Source organism: Streptomyces sp. B1I3, from assembly GCF_030816615.1.
Lineage (GTDB): Bacteria > Actinomycetota > Actinomycetes > Streptomycetales > Streptomycetaceae > Streptomyces.
In genome coordinates this window covers 7,472,102-7,487,199 of record NZ_JAUSYD010000001.1, presented here as the reverse complement: position 1 = coordinate 7,487,199, position 15,098 = coordinate 7,472,102, and the positions used below count along the sequence as shown (strand labels likewise).

Below are 15,098 nucleotides of genomic sequence, written 5' to 3'. Positions count from 1 at the left end.
TCGGTCTTTGCGGTCGTGTGCTTCTGCCGTCATCGTTGTGCGCCTGGGCGCACTCGGTTCAGCGCGGTACGCCGGAAGCATGGCTAAGCGACGTCGGTATCCGAGTGATCTGTCCGATGCCCGCTGGGAGTTGATCGAGCCGGTCCTTGCGGCCTGGCGTCTCGAGCGCCGGAGCCGGGCTCTGGACTTCGGCCGGCCGCCCGAGCATGACCTGCGCGACATCATGGACGCGATCTTGTATGTGGACCGGACCGGGGTTCAGTGGCGGTACCTCCCGCACGACTTCCCGCACTGGAACACCGTCTACGGCTACTTCGCCAAATGGGCCGACGAGGGCGTGTTCGCCCAGCTCAACGGTCTGCTCAGGCAGCTCCTGCGGGAGAAGGAGGGACGCGATGCCGAGCCTTCGGCCTGCGTGATCGACGCCCAGAGCGTCAAGAGCTCCACCAGCGTTCACGCCTCGGGTCAGGGCATCGACGCCAGCAAGAAGATCGTCGGCCGGAAGCGGAGCATCATCACCGACACACTCGGTCTTCTCCTGGCGGTGCTGGTCACTGCGGCCAGCGTGCAGGACTCCGTCGCCGCCACCCGGCTCATCGACCAGGTCGCCGCCGACCACCCCGGAATCCGCAAGGCCTGGGTCGACGGCGGCTACCGCCAGCACCTCGCCGAGCATGCCGCCGCCCTCGGCATCGACATGGAGATCACCGCCCGCAAGCCCGGGACCAGAGGATTCGCCCCGATCCCGAAACGCTGGGCAGTCGAGAGGACCTACGGCTGGCTCATGCTCCACCGCCGCCTGGCCCGCGACTACGAAACCCTGCCCACCCGCTCCGAAGCCGTCATCCATATCGCTATGACCGACCTCATGGCCCGCCGCCTCACCAGCGAGAACACCATCTCCTGGCGCGACCCGAAGAAAACCACAGAACAGGCCATCCCGGGATGAAACATCGGACGAAAACGACCTCTCAGTGCCTGCTTCTGAACCCCGGGTCAGCGGCCAGTTCGGAATCCCCACGTACGGCCAGTTGTGATGTCACTCTTGGTTACGGCCCGGCCCGACGTCTGACGCGACCGGTTGTCGGGCCACGTCAGTGCCAGGCACAGGCGATCAGCTGTCCGCGGAGTGGGCGTTGGCAAGGGCCTCGCCGAAGAGCCGTCCGGCGAGTTCCATGCAGCGCATCCGGGCAGGAGAGAAGTCGTATGACATCTTGGTGATCGCTGTGGCGGCACTCATCTCTGTGCCCTCCTCCCCTTTCAGGTCGGCGTCGTAGGTCTCGAAGATCTTCTCCTCGGCCGCGTCGAGACCAGCTGCCTCGATGGCCTGATTCAGGGCCATTTGTTGAGTGCATCGCTGTACGGCGAGCTCTTCGACGCGCGGGTCGTCGGGTTCGACGCCGTCGTCGAGGGCGGCCTCGGCCGCCTCAAGACGGTCATCCTCGGCCCGCAGGTCGGGTTGGGTGGCCAGCACGATGAACGCGCTGGCCTGGATGGCGGCGCCCAGCGGCCCGAAGATCCGTTCCGTGACCAGCAGGGCGTCCAGATCGGAGGGGCGCAACGCGCCCGGGGGCAGGTGGCTGAGCCGGTCCGTGACCAGTTCGGAGAGCAGCCCCAGCGGGCTGCCCACCACCTGCAGGCGCTGGACAGCCGCGCGCCGACGTTTGATGGCGGCCTCCTGCGCCGCCAAGGTTTTTTCCAGCTTGCTCAGGACCGACTCGATATCCGGGGCTTGGTCCAGGGCTTCGTCTCCAGCTTCGTCCCGGGCTTCGCCGAAGGCGGCCCGCATGTCGTCCAGGCTGATACCGGCATCAGCCATCTTGCGGATCCACAGCAGGCGGGTCATGTCGTCATAGCCGTAGCGGCGGCGGCCGTCCCCGCCGCGCTCGGGCTCCGGCAGCAGACCGATCTCGTGGTAGTGGCGGATGGCGCGTGGGGTGATCCCGGCGAACGCAGCGGCATCACCGATCTTGACCTGCCGGGGAGGCGTGAGGGAGGGGTACATCGCAGACAGAGCCTTTCGTGCTGTGGTGCCCCGACCCCACCACATGCCGCTACGGCATGTGCAACAACCCCATCCAGGTGCCACCGGAGCCAGGCCCTAGCTGCCGCCGGGACCGATCAAGAACGACGAACCATCCGAGAACGCAGAGTGACCACCGGCGGCCAGAAAGCTCCCCGCCAAGTGGCCGCCGCTGGGGAATTCCTACTGACCGCCGACACCCCGGAGTGGGCGGCTTCGGTAGCCTGATTCCAAGGTGGGTTCTGGGTCAAGGTGGTGGCCACCACCTTGAGAACGATCAAGGCAGGTCGGTCCGCCGACCACCTCGCCGGCCCCGGGGGCTTGTTCTTCATGGACAACACCCCGCCCGTCCTACTCGCCCCAGCAGTTCCGTTCGCCGAACGGTCACGGTGACCGCTCTGCGAACGCTTCGGCGAACTTCGCGTTTCGGACACTGGCGGGTTGGCCTGCGGCTTCTGGGTTCAGAAACAGGCACTCACCGGTGCCTCCCTCGCGCGCCCGGCCGGAACGTCCGGCCACGCGGCCACCACCTCAGCGCGCCGGGGGTGGGGTGGGCAAGCCGCCGTTCGGGGCGGCTTGCCCAGGCTCCCCTTGGGCTTGCCCAGCCGCTCAGGCTTGCCCTGGCACCGGCTCCCACAGGGAGCGGGCGTGCCCGCTCCCGTCGCAGTGGAAGCAGTAGCCGCCTCCGGGCGTACTGCGGTCGCCGATGGTGTAGGTGGCGTCCCGGAAGAGCTGGGTGAGTCCGGCGGTGTGTGCCGCGTGGATCGGGAGCTCCTGCCGTCTGCTGAGCGTGACCTCCAGGGCGACGCCGGGGCCGGTGAAGTGGGCTTGGGGGAGGTTGCCGGTCATCGCACGGAGCGTCTCGTTCACTTGGTGCATCGTCTCCGCGCCGGTCAGCTGTATGCGGGCCGCGAGGATGGTGTCGGCGGCCGCGGTGAAGGTCAGCAGCCCGGCCGGGCGGGCGAGCGGCCCGACGCGGCCTACGGGGTCGGGGTGGGTGTGCTGGAGTTCGGCCAGGGCGTGCCACAGGTCGCCCGGCAGATCCTGGGGTGCGGTCTCTTCTCTGCTGCGTTTCATGAGATCTGTCTATGGCCTGGCACCGGCGTACAGCCGGGGTCGGGGTGTTCCCTCCCGTACGGCGGCGCCGCGACTTGCCCGCTCCTGGCGAGACGCACGGCCGTCGTCGAAGCCGCAGTACGGCTGGCAGCTCTGGCCTCGTTCAGGGGCGTGGCGGCAGAGGGGCGCCAAGAGCGTGGTGGTCATGCCCGTTCAACGAGCACCGCTCATGTGCGCCGTACGGCAGAACGAGGAACCCCGCCGACGTCGCCCGCCTGACGTCGCCGCCGCACTGACGGCGGCGCGGCGCGGCGGCCCGGCCGACGCGCAACCCGGCTGAGCGCGCCCCGATCCCCGGCTGCGTCCGCGCCGCCCATCCCGCCCTCCCTCTCCTCAACTCCAGCCAGGGACAGGGACATGGGCAAAAGCGGCCGCAATGTCAGCACCCCGACCACGCTCGTACGCCCGTGGTGACCTGGGCGAATTCCAGGATGCTGTCAAGGCTCGAGCAACGCAGCCCTGTGGCCTTCTCGGTCGGGTGAAGCCCGCCGGATCGCAGATCCTTCGGGCTCGCTGTCGCGTAGTGCCAGGCATGAGGCAGATCAATGACGCGCATGTGGCAAGGCCGGGTCTGGCCGTGGTGGAGGTCGCGGCCGCCGATGATGAGACCGCGTTCGCGGTCCAGGAGTTGCTCGCCGCCCGCTGGGGAATCGCGCCGGCGGACCGTACGACGCGCGAGCCCGGCGAACCCGGCGTACGGCTGCGCTGCTTCCTGGACCTGCGCCAGGGACCCGACTCGGAGCACCAGGCGGAGGGCAAGCCTGACCCGGTGACCGACTGACCAGCCGTGAATGCCGTCAGCGGCAGCATGGTCGGGAGTTCCCCTCGCGCCCGACCATGCTGCCGACCAAGGCCGGTCCGGCCATGCAAGTCACCCGGGCGGCCGATGACCTGGGGGGAAGGCATGGCGCGTGACGTGGACGCTGCCGGAGCCGATGCTGGCCATCCCCCGAGCCTGATCCTGCTCTGCGCCCGGGCGGGCCAGCGAGCCCAAGTTATGGACAGGGTTTGTGGGCTGTCCGTTGTCCATCCGCAAATGAGCTTGAACCGATCCTTCGGCACCAGCTGGCTTTACTTGGTTGGTGCGGCGGCCCGTCGACCGGAGGCCAGCACATCTGCAAGCTCCTGCAGCTCTCGCGCAACGTGCCTGGGAGGGGTCATCGTCTGCGGGTACGCGGAGGCCCCGCGCCGCAGCCACGCGCCTTCCAGTCCGGCTCGCTGTGCCCCGTCGATGTCCCAGGGATGCACGGCGACCATCAGTGCCTGGTCTGGCCGTACGCCGACCCGCTCGACGGCGTACTGGTAGGCGGCCTGGGCCGGTTTCCAGCAGCGTGGGCCGCTCACGTCGGAGAGGGACTCGAAGCGGTCCAGCACGCCAGCCTTGTCCAGCAGCCGCTCGGTCAGGGCGACGCTGCCGTTGGTCATCGCCGTCAGCCGGTACCCCGCCTCGCTCAACCTCCTGATGCCGTCCGGCACATCGGGGTGTACGTCCAGATCGGCAAAGCCGTCCAGGATGTGTCGCGCTGCGGCCTCGCCGTCGCCCGCCCAGCCCTCCAGCCCTGACAGCACTGCCCGTACTCCGTCGCGTGCGACGTCCGTAAAGTCCACGTACGCGCCGGCTGCGGTCAGGGCGAAGCCGTCCCGCAGGACCCCGGCGAACAAGGTCGCCAGCAGATGCCCGGGCGCACAGATGTCCTCGAAGCAGCCGCGAAGCGGCGTGAGGTCGCTGAGTGTCTCGTTGACGTCGAAGACGAGGACCGGGAGCTGGTCGGCGGGCATGTCCTCCTCCTCTTGGCGTCCGTAGGGCGAATTGGTGCGCGGCCCATCAGGCTGCGAGTACCCGCCCTGCGTGCAGCTGCTGCAGCAACGTGGACTCTTCGTCTGCTTCGGCGTGCTGCTGCGGTATGGGCAGGCGGAGTGTGTGCAGGGTGCGGGTTTCCAGTCGTACGGCGGCCTCGCGGCTGCGGCCGTGTTCCAGCAGGCGGCCCAGGGCCTGGCGGATGCGGGTGGCCGGTTCGTCGATGCAGATACGTTCCTCCGCGTAGGCGTGGACGAGGGGGTGGAGTCGGAAGCGGCCGGGCGTGGTGCGCTCGATCAGGTGCGCTGCCGTGAGGTTGGCGAGGTGATGCTCGGTCGCGGCGGGCGGTTCGCCCAGGAGCGCGGCGGCCGTGGCGGCGTCGATCTCCTGCACCGGATGGAGGGCGAGCAGGCGCAGCAGCCGTCGCGCGCCCTTCGGCAGTCGCGCGTCGGACGCGGATAGCGCGGTCCGTACGCCGTCCTCCAGCGCCAGAGTGATCAGGGGCTCGCGGTAGTAGTCAATGAGCGCCCATGCGGGGTGATCGCGCATGTGGCGGCCGATGACCGACAGCGCCAGCGGGAGGTGGCCCAGCAGGGTGGCGATCTGCTGGACGGCCGGGATATCCGGGGCGATGCGGTCGGTTCCCGCTGTCGCCCGCAGCAGCTCGACAGAGTCGTCCGGGTCGAGCGGTTGCACCGACAGGCGAGTGGTGCCACCGAGGCCGGTCAGGGCAAGCCGACTGGTGATCACCGTGTGGCATCCTCGGACCCCGGGAAGCAGGGGCCGCAGCTGTTCCGCGTCTGCCGCGTCGTCCAGGACAATCAGCGCGCCGGTACCCGCCAGCAGCTGCCGGTAGAGAGCTGACCGTGCGTCGAGATCGTACGGGATGCGGTCGCCGGTGGTGCCGAGCAGGCGAAGGAACGTCTCCAGGACGGCGGACGGGTCGGCGGGCGGGCCCTCAGGCGCGGAGCCGCGCAGGTTCGCGACCAGGACGGGTGCGTCGGTGCGGTCCTCAGCGAGCAGCCGGTGGGCGATGTGCAGGGCCAGCGACGTCTTGCCCACGCCCGCCATGCCCTCCAGGGCCAGCGCCGTCACGTCCTGGTCGCAGGCCAGTAAGGCCTCTGCCTGGGCCACCAGATCAGCCCTGCCTACGAACGCGGAAGGTCCTGCGGGCAGCCGGTCGTAGGCACTGACCCGTGCGGCGGTCTCGGCCTCGCCGAGCACCGCACGAAGCGACTGCCGCCAGACGGAGAGGATCGCTTCGTCGGCACCCACGAGCGCCTGGACCACGGCCAACAGCAGGTCGGGGTTAGGGCGGCGGCGGCCCAGCTGGAAGCAGTTGCCCACCGTCGAGCGGGCCGGCCATTCGCCGCGCGGGCGTCCTGCCCGCTGCCAGTCCCGGTGGATACGCCGCGTTATCTCGGTGATCGACGGATTGCCCGCCCACGCCTTGAGCAACCGCAGCTCCGCGATGAACTCGTCGATCGTGCGGGCCTTTACCGGATCCAGTACCTGCGGCACGAACATCCTCCCCCTGGGACACCTGGGCCACCAACAACTTGGAACACTCGTTTCAAGTTAGACGACATGGGGTCTCGACTGTCAAGCGGTATGCGAGGGTTGACCTCCGGCCACGGAGCGCATCCAGGATCATCCACGATCACTCCGGAAGCCTGCATTCCGTCCTGATGCTGAGGCCCATCCCCGCTCACCGGCACCCCGGGAATCCCACTCGCCACTGACGGCGAGCCCCGCGTGCCCCCTTCCAGGACAGGAGTGCGTGCCTCGCCATGCCCGAAATCGGTGTGTTCCTACGCCCCGTCGGCGGCAGCGTCGTCGTGGGCCAGGCCAGAGACCACACGCTCACCATCGACCGGCCCAAGGAGAAGGAGGGCACCGACGCCGGACCCATGGGCGGGGAACTGCTGTTACTGGCGCTCGGCGGCTGCTACGTGAGCACCTTCCTCGCCGCCCTGCGGGCCGAGGACCAGCAGGCCGACGCCTCCGAGATCAGATTCCAGGTCGGCGGAAGCCTCGTGAGCGCGCCGACCCGCTTCTCCGAGATCACCGTGCAGGTGTCGGCGCCGGCCGCCCTCCACGGCCCGATCTCCAAGCCCCTGCTAAAGGCCGAGCGGGGCTGCATCATCCACAACTCGATCCGTGACGCCATCACGGTCCGCTTCACCCACGAGTGGCGCTGACGCTTCCCCCCCACCGAAGGAGACAAGACCGTGGAAATGCAGCACACCACGATGCAGGACAGCCCGAGCCAGGACCGCGGCATGGCGGACACGGCGACGCAGGCGAGCAGCATGCGGCAGGACCCCATGGGCAGTGCGGCTCCCGGCACGCGGCGCGTCACGATCGTCGGCGCGGGCTTCTCGGGCACGCTCACCGCCATCCGGCTGCTCCACTTCGCCGATGCGCCGTTGGAGATATGCCTGATAGAGCGGGAGGAGGGCTACCGCTACGGCGGTATCGCCTTCGGCCAGGCATCGACCAACTGGGAGCACATGCTCAACATCCAGGCCGGCCGCATCACCCTGCGCCGCGAGCGCCCGGAGGACTTCCTGGAGTGGGCCAATGAGGAGGCGGACCGCTCCGATTGGCCGCAGAAGTGGGCGTACCACAGCTTCGGTGTGGCCTGCGTTGTGCCGCGGCGGATCTTCCGGCAGTACCTGGCCGAGCGGCTGCGCGATGCGGCCGCCGACGCCCCCGCCGAGGTGACCCTGCGGGAGCTTTCCGGTGAGGTCATCGACGTACACCGGCGAGGCGACGGCTATATCGTCAAGTACGCCGACGCCTCAGAGCAGGGCGGTGTGCACGACCTGCCGTCGGACCAGGTGATCCTGGCGACCGGCCACCTCTCGCCGGTGCAGGCGCCCTTCTACCACCGCATCAAGGACTGCGACCGCTTCCTCGCCGACCCCTACGCCCCCGGCGCGCAGGACTGGTTCCAGGAGGTCGGCGCCGAGGAGAGCGTCCTCGTCACGGGCTCCGCACTGTCGGCCTTCGACACGGTGATCTCCCTCATCCACGCCGGCCACCGGGGACAGATCCTGATCTGCTCGCGCGGCGGCCACATGCACGGCACCTACCCGGTCGACCACGAACACGACATCTGGCAGTCCCGCCGCCCGCCCTTCCTCGACGCCAAGGAGCTCACCCCCGAGGCGGTGGTGGAGGGGATCAAGGCGGAGTACGCGCACCTGCGCGACAAGCACGGCGTGGAGCCGGGCAGCGCGCTCGAGGCCGTCTTCCCCGAGCGGGTCATGAAGGCGTGGGAGCCGTACGTCATCGAGCTGGTCTCCCGCATGGACGCCCGCGACGTGCGGATGCTGCTCGACAAGTACAAGAGCCTGATCGTGACCAACCGCACCAGCACCGTGCGGGAGATCGGCGGCGTCGTGCGCAGCCGGATGCGCGGATACAACGGCGCCCCGAAGACCGTCGACGTGATGTCCGCCGGTATCCAGGACATGCGCCCCGTCGAGGACGGCGCGAAGATCCGGGTGGTCTTCGCCGACCAGCCGGACATCGTCGTCGACCGGGTCGTCAACTGCCTGGGCAACAACACCGACTACGAGCGCTCCGACCACCCCCTGTGGCACGGCCTGGTCAACTCCCACGGCTACGCGCAGCCGCAGACCAAGACCCACCGGGGCATCGAGGTCGGCACCCACGGCCAGCTCATCGCCGCCGACGGCGAGGTGGCAGCGGGCCTGTTCGGCGTCGGCCCGATGCGCCAGGGCGACGAGACCACCCGACGCGGCCGGCTCGGCGCGTTCGTGTTCAGCATCGGCACCCTGCGCAACCAGTGCTTCGACACGGCAATGGAGGTGCTGCGCCGCCTCGAATCCGCCAGCGACGAGGAGCAGATGGACATTCCCGACGGCATCCACCACTGCCTGATCCGCAGCAGCGACTGGATCGCCGCCGACCTCGCCACCGAGGAACCGCAGGCCACCCGCCTGCGCAAGCGCCTGCAGGAGTACGCCCGCGACAGCGCCTACCCCAACGCCGTCAACTACCTGCAGGCCCAGGACCGCACCGAGCGCCGCAAGTACCACGCCATCCTGGACGACGACCTGACGGACTTCGGCACCGCCCTGGCCCGCGAGTTCGGCCTCACCGCCCAGCAGGCCCGGCGGACCGTCTCCCTGCTGGCCACGCTCGTGCAGAAGCACGTGGTCCACAGCCTGTGCGACATCACCAAGCTGGCGGGCTGGGACTCCCAGTACGCCGAGCACGTCAAGCACGCCCCGACGAAGGGCGCGTGATGGCAGAGCACACCGAGCAGGAGCTGCTGAGCCGGCTGTTCATGGTCCGGCACGGCGAATCGACCTGCAATTCCGTCCACCGCATCGCCGGGCAGCGCGACGCCCCCCTGACCTTTCTCGGCCGGATCCAGGCCGAGAAGGTCGCCAAGGGCCACCGCGGTCAGCACTTCGACCGCGTCTACGTCTCCCCGCTGACCCGCGCCTACGAGACCGCCAACACCATTTTCGATATCGATGCCCCCGACGCGGACTCTCCTGAGGTCGTGGTCGACGAGCGCCTGATGGAGCGCGACTTTGGCAGCTACACGCTGGAGAGCAAGTCCATCCTCCAGCGCCGCCACGGCATCGCCGAGTATGAGCGGGCCATGAACGCCGACAGCCCCACCATGCACGGCGGCGAGACGTTCCAGCAGTTCAAGGACCGCGTGCACGCCTTTTACGAGGAGGAGCTGCTGCCGGCGCTGCGCCGCGGCGAAGTGGTCTGCGTGGTCTCCCACAAGTACGTCGTCGAGCTGATCTGCCGGTTCATCCTGGCCCGACCCGCCGACGAGTCCTACGACCTGCGCCTGCCCAACTCCCAGATGCTGCAGGGCGACCGGATCCACAGCTACGTCAAGAACGAGAACAAGACCATGAACATGGTCTACGACTGGATCGTCGTCAACCATCCCGTGGTCTTCTGCGCCGGCCTGACCGCCGGTCTGCTGGCCAACCTGGCGGGGCTGCACCTGTCCGCATCGCCGTACGTGCTGCTGATGCTCCTGGTGCTGGCCAGCGTCATCACCATGTGCCGCATCGAGCTGGAGAACGCGCGCACATTCGTCACCGACCGCGGCACGCTCCGGTCGGTCGCCCTGCGCTACCTCGCCCTGCCGATCGCCTTCGCGGCCCTGGTGCGCTGGTCGGACGCGGGCAGTACGAGTACGGCGGCGATCGCCGCAGTGTTCATCGCCACCCCCAGCTCCGTGGTGGCGATGACCGTCAGCCGCTGCCTCGGCGGAATGATCATGCCTACGTTCGCGCAGGTCCTGCTCTCCTCACTGGCCGCGACCGTGTCCTTCTCGACTGTCCTCGCCCTGACCCTGCACGAGGACGTCGCCCCGGCCGTCGCCATCAGCGCCGCCACCTCCACCGGCGTCGTCACCGCGGTCTACCTCCTGGTCAAACGGCTGCGGGAACGCTCTCCCATCCGCACGGCCAAATACGGCGAGCGCAACGGATACGTGGCCGTGCTCCTGCTGACCGCATTCATCGTGCTGGTCTGCCTCAAGCTCGACCTGAACGGCTTCACCACCTACGCGCCCACCGCCATAGGCATCGCCGTCGGCCTGCGCCTGGTCGCCGCCCTGCTCAAGCGCCGACGCCACGTCCAGACGCTCGACGACTACACCGCCATGACCTACCCGAACGTGTTCGTGGTGGTCATCATCGCCGCGCTTACCGGCAACCAGCCGCTGGAGCAGGTGGCGATCTGGACCTTGCTGCCGATGTTCGTCCTGTCCTTCTTCGACAGCTTCTACGCCCGCCACCTCGTCGTCGCCCCCGACGACCCGCGCTGGCCCACCGCACTCGACCTTAAGGACCGGCCCTCGGCCGAGCGGCATGCCGCCGCCTCCGTCCGCGCCTTTGAAGATCCCGATGCCCAGCTTTCCGCGAGGAGTTGACCTTGTCCGCGCCACCAGCTTCGTTGATTCCCCGGCCGTTACTGTTCTGGACCGGAGTCGCTCTCACCTGCGCCGGCGTCGCCGAGCACCTGTGGATGTTCATCGACTCCGCGTCCATGCATTTCCACATGGCCATGATGGGAATGTCGCCGGTGATGTGGGCGGCCATGGTCGCCATCGTGGTCGGCGTGGTGCTCTCCGGCTTCGCCGTCCTGCCGCCGCGGACAGCCGGTCCCGCTGCCGCTCCGGCGCACAGCACGACGGTGAGTCGGCGCCGCCTCATCGCCATCCTGACCTTCGCCCTCCTGGTTGACCAGATGAAGCCCGCCACTTTGGCGTTCATCTCGCCCGGCCTGCGGGCCGAGTACCACCTCAGCGCCGCCGAGGTTTCGTGGCTGCCCACGGTGGCGCTGAGCGGCACCGTGCTCGGATCGCTCGTGTGGGGACGCGCGGCGGACCGCATCGGCCGCCGGGCCACCATCCTCCTCGCCTCCCTGCTCTTCCTTGGCACCACGGTGTGCGGTGCCATGCCGACGTTCAGCGGCACCCTCGTCATGTGCGCCCTGATGGGCATGGCAGCCGGCGGCATGCTGCCCGTCGTCTACGCCCTGATGACCGAGAGCCTGCCGCCCGGACGGCGCGCGGCCATCATGGTCCTCCAGGCCGGCCTCACCACCACCGGCGGCTACATGGCCGCCTCCGGTCTGGCCGCCGTCCTCATTCCGCTGGCCGGATGGCGCGTGACCTGGTTCGCCCAGCTCCCGCTGGTGCTGATCCTGATCGCGATGAACCGCTGGATTCCCGAATCGGCCGCCTTCACCGCCCGCCAGACGCGAACCGCGAAAGTCCCCGCCTCTGATCTGTTCAAGCCCCCGCAGACGGCCAAGACGCTGGTGGTCAGCGCCTACGCGCTGGCCTGGGGCCTGGTCTACTGGGGCTTCATCACCTTCCTGCCCAGCCAACTGGAGTCCGCAGGCCAGCACGGCATGTCCGCCGCCACATTGCTGTTCATCTCGTCGCTGCTCGCCATCCCCACCTGCGCGGTCGGCGCATGGCTGTACATGCGCTGGTCGGCCAGGGGCACCATGGTCGTCTACGCGGCCCTCACCGTCGCGGCCCTCCTGACGCTGGCAGCCGTCGGCCTGGACGGCAGCCGGCCCATCCTGCTGGCCACCGTGATGCTGCTGTTCGCCGGCACCGCCGGTGTGATCGCGCTCATCGGCCCCTACACGGCCGAGATCTACCCCACGGCCATCCGGGGCACCGCCGGCGGATGGGCCGCGGCGATCGGCAAGTCCGGCGGAGCCTTCGGCCCACCCCTGATCGCACTGATCCTCTCCGCACCGGGAGGCATCCGCACCGCCGCGATGTTCGTCGCGCTCCCCATGGCCCTGGCAGGACTCGCCGTCGCCGTCCGCGGCAGCAACCCGCAAGCCGCAGCCCATACCCCCGAGGGCACCCCGCTGGACGCCGAACTCGACGAACTGGTCAGCAGCGAGGCCGTTGCCGCCCAAGCCACGGCGACAACGCACCTGCCGGGCAAGGAAGGTGCGACGACATGACCGGCGGCGTCAACGGCGTCGCACTCGCCGTCTTCGCCCTCTTCTTCCTGGCCGTCACCGTCATAGGCTTCCTCGCCGCGCGCTGGCGCAAGGCCGACAACGAGCACACCCTCGACGAATGGGGCCTGGGCGGCCGCTCGTTCGGCACCTGGATCACCTGGTTCCTGCTCGGCGGCGACGTCTACACCGCGTACACATTCGTCGCCGTACCCGCGGCGATCTACGCGGCGGGGGCGGCCGGCTTCTTCGCGGTGCCGTACACGATCCTCGTCTACCCGCTGATCTTCACCTTCCTGCCCCGCCTGTGGTCCGTGTGCCACCGCCACGGCTACGTCACCACCGCCGACTTCGTCCGCGGCCGCTTCGGCTCCAAGGGCCTGTCGCTCGCCGTGGCCTTCACCGGCATCCTGGCCACGATGCCCTACATCGCGCTCCAACTCGTCGGCATCCAGGCCGTGCTGGACGTGCTGGGCGTCGGTGGCGGCGAGAACACCAACTGGTTCATCAAGGACCTGCCGCTGCTCATCGCCTTCGGCGTGCTGGCCGCGTACACCTACTCCTCCGGCCTGCGCGCCCCCGCCATGATCGCCTTCGTCAAGGACACCCTGATCTACCTGGTCATCCTCGTCGCGATCATCTACATCCCGATCAAACTGGGAGGCTTCGACGACATCTTCGCCAAGGCCGGCGAGGCGTACAGCCAGACCAACCCCGCCACCGGCAAACCACGCGGCACGCTGGTCAGCGCCCCCAACGCGCAATGGACGTACGCGACCTTGGCGCTCGGCTCCGCGATGGCCATGTTCATGTACCCGCACTCGATCACGGCGACGCTGTCCTCCCGCAGCCGTGACGTGATCCGGCGCAGCACGACGGTGATGCCCCTCTACACCCTGATGCTGGGCCTGCTGGCCCTGCTCGGCTTCATGGCGATCGCGGCCGAGGTCAATGTCTCCAACGGGCAGTTGGCGATCCCGCAGCTCTTCGAGGACATGTTCCCGGACTGGTTCGCGGGCGTGGCGTTCGCGGCGATCGGCATCGGCGCCCTCGTCCCGGCGGCCATCATGTCGATCGCGGCCGCGAACCTCTTCACCCGCAACATCTACAAGGACTTCATCAAGCCGGACGCCACCCCGGCCCAGGAGACGAAGGTCTCCAAGCTGGTATCCCTGCTGGTGAAGGTGGGCGCGCTGGTCTTCGTCCTGACGATGGACAAGACGGTGGCCATCAACTTCCAGCTCCTGGGCGGCATCTGGATCCTGCAGACCTTCCCGGCCCTGGTCGGCGGCCTGTTCACCCGCTGGTTCCACCGCTGGGCCCTGCTGGCCGGCTGGGCGGTCGGCATGATCTACGGCACCCTCGCCGCGTACGGCGTCGCCTCGCCGACCCAGCAGCACTTCGGCGGCTCGGCGAAAGAGATCCCCGGCATCGGCGAGATCGGCTACATCGGCCTCACCGCCTTTGTACTCAACGTGGCGGTGACCGTGGTCCTGACCTTCGCCCTGAAGGCGGCAAAGGCCCCCGAGGGCATCGACGTCACATCGCCCGGGGACTACACGGCGGATGCGGCAGAAGCGGAAGCGACGGCGGCCCCCACCCTGCGTCCGAGCACGTCACCTGCGCCCAATCCCAGTTGAGAACCGGATCCCTGCACGTCTAGGCCGCCGCCCGGGCTCCGATCGAGTCCAGGGCGGCGGTCACCGTCTTGCGTAGGGTCGCGGCATCCGCACCAGCGCGGGAGCGCAGGTTGACGCCGTAGGCGAGCAGCGCCAGCAGATCCGCGGACGCACCCGGATCGGCACCGGCGGACAGCTGCCCCTGGGCTTCGGCGGTGACGAGGGCGGCATACAGCGCGTCACGCAGCTCCTGGTGGTGCTGGTCCAGAACGGCGCGCACCTCTGGGTCGCTGTTCTCCGCCCCGGCCTGCGCGTTGGAGACCATGCAACCCCAGCGGGCGTACTCGCCCGAGCAGCGGGCCTCGATCAGGCCGCCGAAGAACTCGAAGACGGCCGGCAGGCCCCGCTCGCCCTCGGCCAGGCGCCGGAACATCGGCTGCGAGCGCTGCTGCCGGTAGTGGCGCAGTGCGGCGAGGTAGAGCTCCTGCTTGCCGCCGAACGTGGCGTACAGGCTGGAGCGGTTGAGCCCGGTCGCGGTCACCACGTCCTGGATCCCGGTCGAGGCCACGCCCTGCCGCCAGAACAGCCGCACCACGGCCTCCAGGGCGGCGTCCGGATCGAAGTGCTTGATGTCCGGCATGTTTCACTCCACCATCCTGAAATGAGGATTCCAAGATACTCCCAGTTCAGCACACCGCAAAGGTACCGACAGGCACAGAGCGGGACAGGCCCCCCACCAGCGCGAAGGCGTCCAGTTTCGTCCACGATCCGCCCCAGGAGTGCCGCGCGCCGCGACCATGCCCCCATGAATCGCATACCAGCCCTCTGGGCGGCCGCATACGGGTCACAGACCCCCGGCCTCCGCCGCTACCTCGCCCGCCGCGCCATCCACCTCGCCGCGTTCATCAAGGCGCTCGCCCTGGTCGATCACCACCCCTTCACCAGCCTCTGACCCGCCGGTACCTCCGCATGACTGGCGCGGGAACACGCACGCCCTTATCTTGGAACAGCCATTTCAAGATTGATGGGTCCCGCTTCA

General features: G+C 68.9%; 13 protein-coding genes. 8 read left to right on the top strand and 5 right to left on the bottom strand.

Annotation, left to right across the window (positions count from 1 at the left end):
- Positions 1–79 precede the first annotated feature (79 nt).
- Positions 80–949, top strand: a complete 870-nt coding sequence (locus QFZ58_RS34170) for an IS5 family transposase (protein WP_307128705.1) — start codon at positions 80–82, stop codon at positions 947–949.
- A gap of 165 nt (positions 950–1,114) precedes the next feature.
- Here the strand turns inward: QFZ58_RS34170 and QFZ58_RS34165 are convergent, their stop codons facing one another.
- Both QFZ58_RS34165 and QFZ58_RS34160 read right to left on the bottom strand, forming a co-directional pair.
- The gene (locus tag QFZ58_RS34165; protein ID WP_307128703.1) at positions 1,115–2,005 is read right to left on the bottom strand and encodes a MerR family transcriptional regulator; all 891 of its coding nucleotides are present in this window, start codon (positions 2,003–2,005) and stop codon (positions 1,115–1,117) included.
- A gap of 627 nt (positions 2,006–2,632) precedes the next feature.
- Positions 2,633–3,100 carry a hypothetical protein gene (locus tag QFZ58_RS34160; protein ID WP_307128702.1) on the bottom strand — a complete coding sequence of 156 codons (468 nt, stop codon included), beginning with the start codon at positions 3,098–3,100 and terminating at the stop codon, positions 2,633–2,635.
- A 571-nt stretch (positions 3,101–3,671) separates the two neighbouring features.
- On the opposite strand from QFZ58_RS34160, the gene QFZ58_RS34155 reads away from it, so the two are divergent.
- Positions 3,672–3,920 (top strand): DUF6207 family protein, encoded by a 249-nt coding sequence (locus QFZ58_RS34155; protein ID WP_307128701.1) that lies wholly within the window; start codon positions 3,672–3,674, stop codon positions 3,918–3,920.
- A gap of 290 nt (positions 3,921–4,210) precedes the next feature.
- On the opposite strand, the gene QFZ58_RS34150 is transcribed toward QFZ58_RS34155, so the two are convergent.
- Both QFZ58_RS34150 and QFZ58_RS34145 read right to left on the bottom strand, forming a co-directional pair.
- Entirely contained in the window at positions 4,211–4,918 is a 708-nt protein-coding gene (locus QFZ58_RS34150) for a haloacid dehalogenase type II (RefSeq protein ID WP_307128700.1), read from the bottom strand.
- Between the two features lie 46 nt (positions 4,919–4,964).
- Positions 4,965–6,458, bottom strand: a complete 1,494-nt coding sequence (locus tag QFZ58_RS34145; RefSeq protein WP_307128699.1) for an NB-ARC domain-containing protein — start codon at positions 6,456–6,458, stop codon at positions 4,965–4,967.
- A gap of 269 nt (positions 6,459–6,727) precedes the next feature.
- Here QFZ58_RS34145 and QFZ58_RS34140 point away from each other — a divergent pair, with 269 nt between their 5' ends.
- From QFZ58_RS34140 to mctP, 5 genes are read left to right on the top strand one after another with little or no spacing between them, the layout of a single operon-like run.
- The gene (locus QFZ58_RS34140; protein WP_307128698.1) at positions 6,728–7,138 is read left to right on the top strand and encodes an OsmC family protein; all 411 of its coding nucleotides are present in this window, start codon (positions 6,728–6,730) and stop codon (positions 7,136–7,138) included.
- Between the two features lie 36 nt (positions 7,139–7,174).
- Positions 7,175–9,217: an FAD/NAD(P)-binding protein gene (locus tag QFZ58_RS34135; protein WP_307129088.1), complete on the top strand. Its 2,043-nt coding sequence runs from the start codon at positions 7,175–7,177 to the stop codon at positions 9,215–9,217.
- The gene (locus QFZ58_RS34130; protein WP_307128697.1) at positions 9,217–10,881 is read left to right on the top strand and encodes a histidine phosphatase family protein; all 1,665 of its coding nucleotides are present in this window, start codon (positions 9,217–9,219) and stop codon (positions 10,879–10,881) included. Before QFZ58_RS34135 ends, QFZ58_RS34130 begins: the two co-directional genes overlap by 1 nt.
- 2 nt (positions 10,882–10,883) lie before the next feature.
- Positions 10,884–12,443 (top strand): MFS transporter, encoded by a 1,560-nt coding sequence (locus QFZ58_RS34125; RefSeq protein ID WP_307128696.1) that lies wholly within the window; start codon positions 10,884–10,886, stop codon positions 12,441–12,443.
- Entirely contained in the window at positions 12,440–14,080 is a 1,641-nt protein-coding gene (gene mctP / locus QFZ58_RS34120; RefSeq protein WP_307128695.1) for a monocarboxylate uptake permease MctP, read from the top strand. Before QFZ58_RS34125 ends, mctP begins: the two co-directional genes overlap by 4 nt.
- Before the next feature lie 19 nt (positions 14,081–14,099).
- Here mctP and QFZ58_RS34115 read toward each other — a convergent pair whose 3' ends face one another.
- Positions 14,100–14,699, bottom strand: a complete 600-nt coding sequence (locus tag QFZ58_RS34115; RefSeq protein ID WP_307128694.1) for a TetR/AcrR family transcriptional regulator — start codon at positions 14,697–14,699, stop codon at positions 14,100–14,102.
- 165 nt (positions 14,700–14,864) lie between these two features.
- Between QFZ58_RS34115 and QFZ58_RS34110 the strand changes: the two genes are divergently transcribed.
- Entirely contained in the window at positions 14,865–15,011 is a 147-nt protein-coding gene (locus tag QFZ58_RS34110; protein WP_307128693.1) for a hypothetical protein, read from the top strand.
- Positions 15,012–15,098 lie beyond the last annotated feature (87 nt).

Coding starts and splice junctions, on each gene's coding strand:
- QFZ58_RS34170 (WP_307128705.1), top strand. CDS start 80: ATGGCTAAGCGACGTCGGTATCCGAGTGATCTGTCCGATGCCCGCTGG.
- QFZ58_RS34165 (WP_307128703.1), bottom strand. CDS start 2,005: ATGTACCCCTCCCTCACGCCTCCCCGGCAGGTCAAGATCGGTGATGCC.
- QFZ58_RS34160 (WP_307128702.1), bottom strand. CDS start 3,100: ATGAAACGCAGCAGAGAAGAGACCGCACCCCAGGATCTGCCGGGCGAC.
- QFZ58_RS34155 (WP_307128701.1), top strand. CDS start 3,672: ATGAGGCAGATCAATGACGCGCATGTGGCAAGGCCGGGTCTGGCCGTG.
- QFZ58_RS34150 (WP_307128700.1), bottom strand. CDS start 4,918: ATGCCCGCCGACCAGCTCCCGGTCCTCGTCTTCGACGTCAACGAGACA.
- QFZ58_RS34140 (WP_307128698.1), top strand. CDS start 6,728: ATGCCCGAAATCGGTGTGTTCCTACGCCCCGTCGGCGGCAGCGTCGTC.
- QFZ58_RS34135 (WP_307129088.1), top strand. CDS start 7,175: ATGCAGCACACCACGATGCAGGACAGCCCGAGCCAGGACCGCGGCATG.
- QFZ58_RS34130 (WP_307128697.1), top strand. CDS start 9,217: ATGGCAGAGCACACCGAGCAGGAGCTGCTGAGCCGGCTGTTCATGGTC.
- mctP (WP_307128695.1), top strand. CDS start 12,440: ATGACCGGCGGCGTCAACGGCGTCGCACTCGCCGTCTTCGCCCTCTTC.
- QFZ58_RS34115 (WP_307128694.1), bottom strand. CDS start 14,699: ATGCCGGACATCAAGCACTTCGATCCGGACGCCGCCCTGGAGGCCGTG.
- QFZ58_RS34110 (WP_307128693.1), top strand. CDS start 14,865: ATGAATCGCATACCAGCCCTCTGGGCGGCCGCATACGGGTCACAGACC.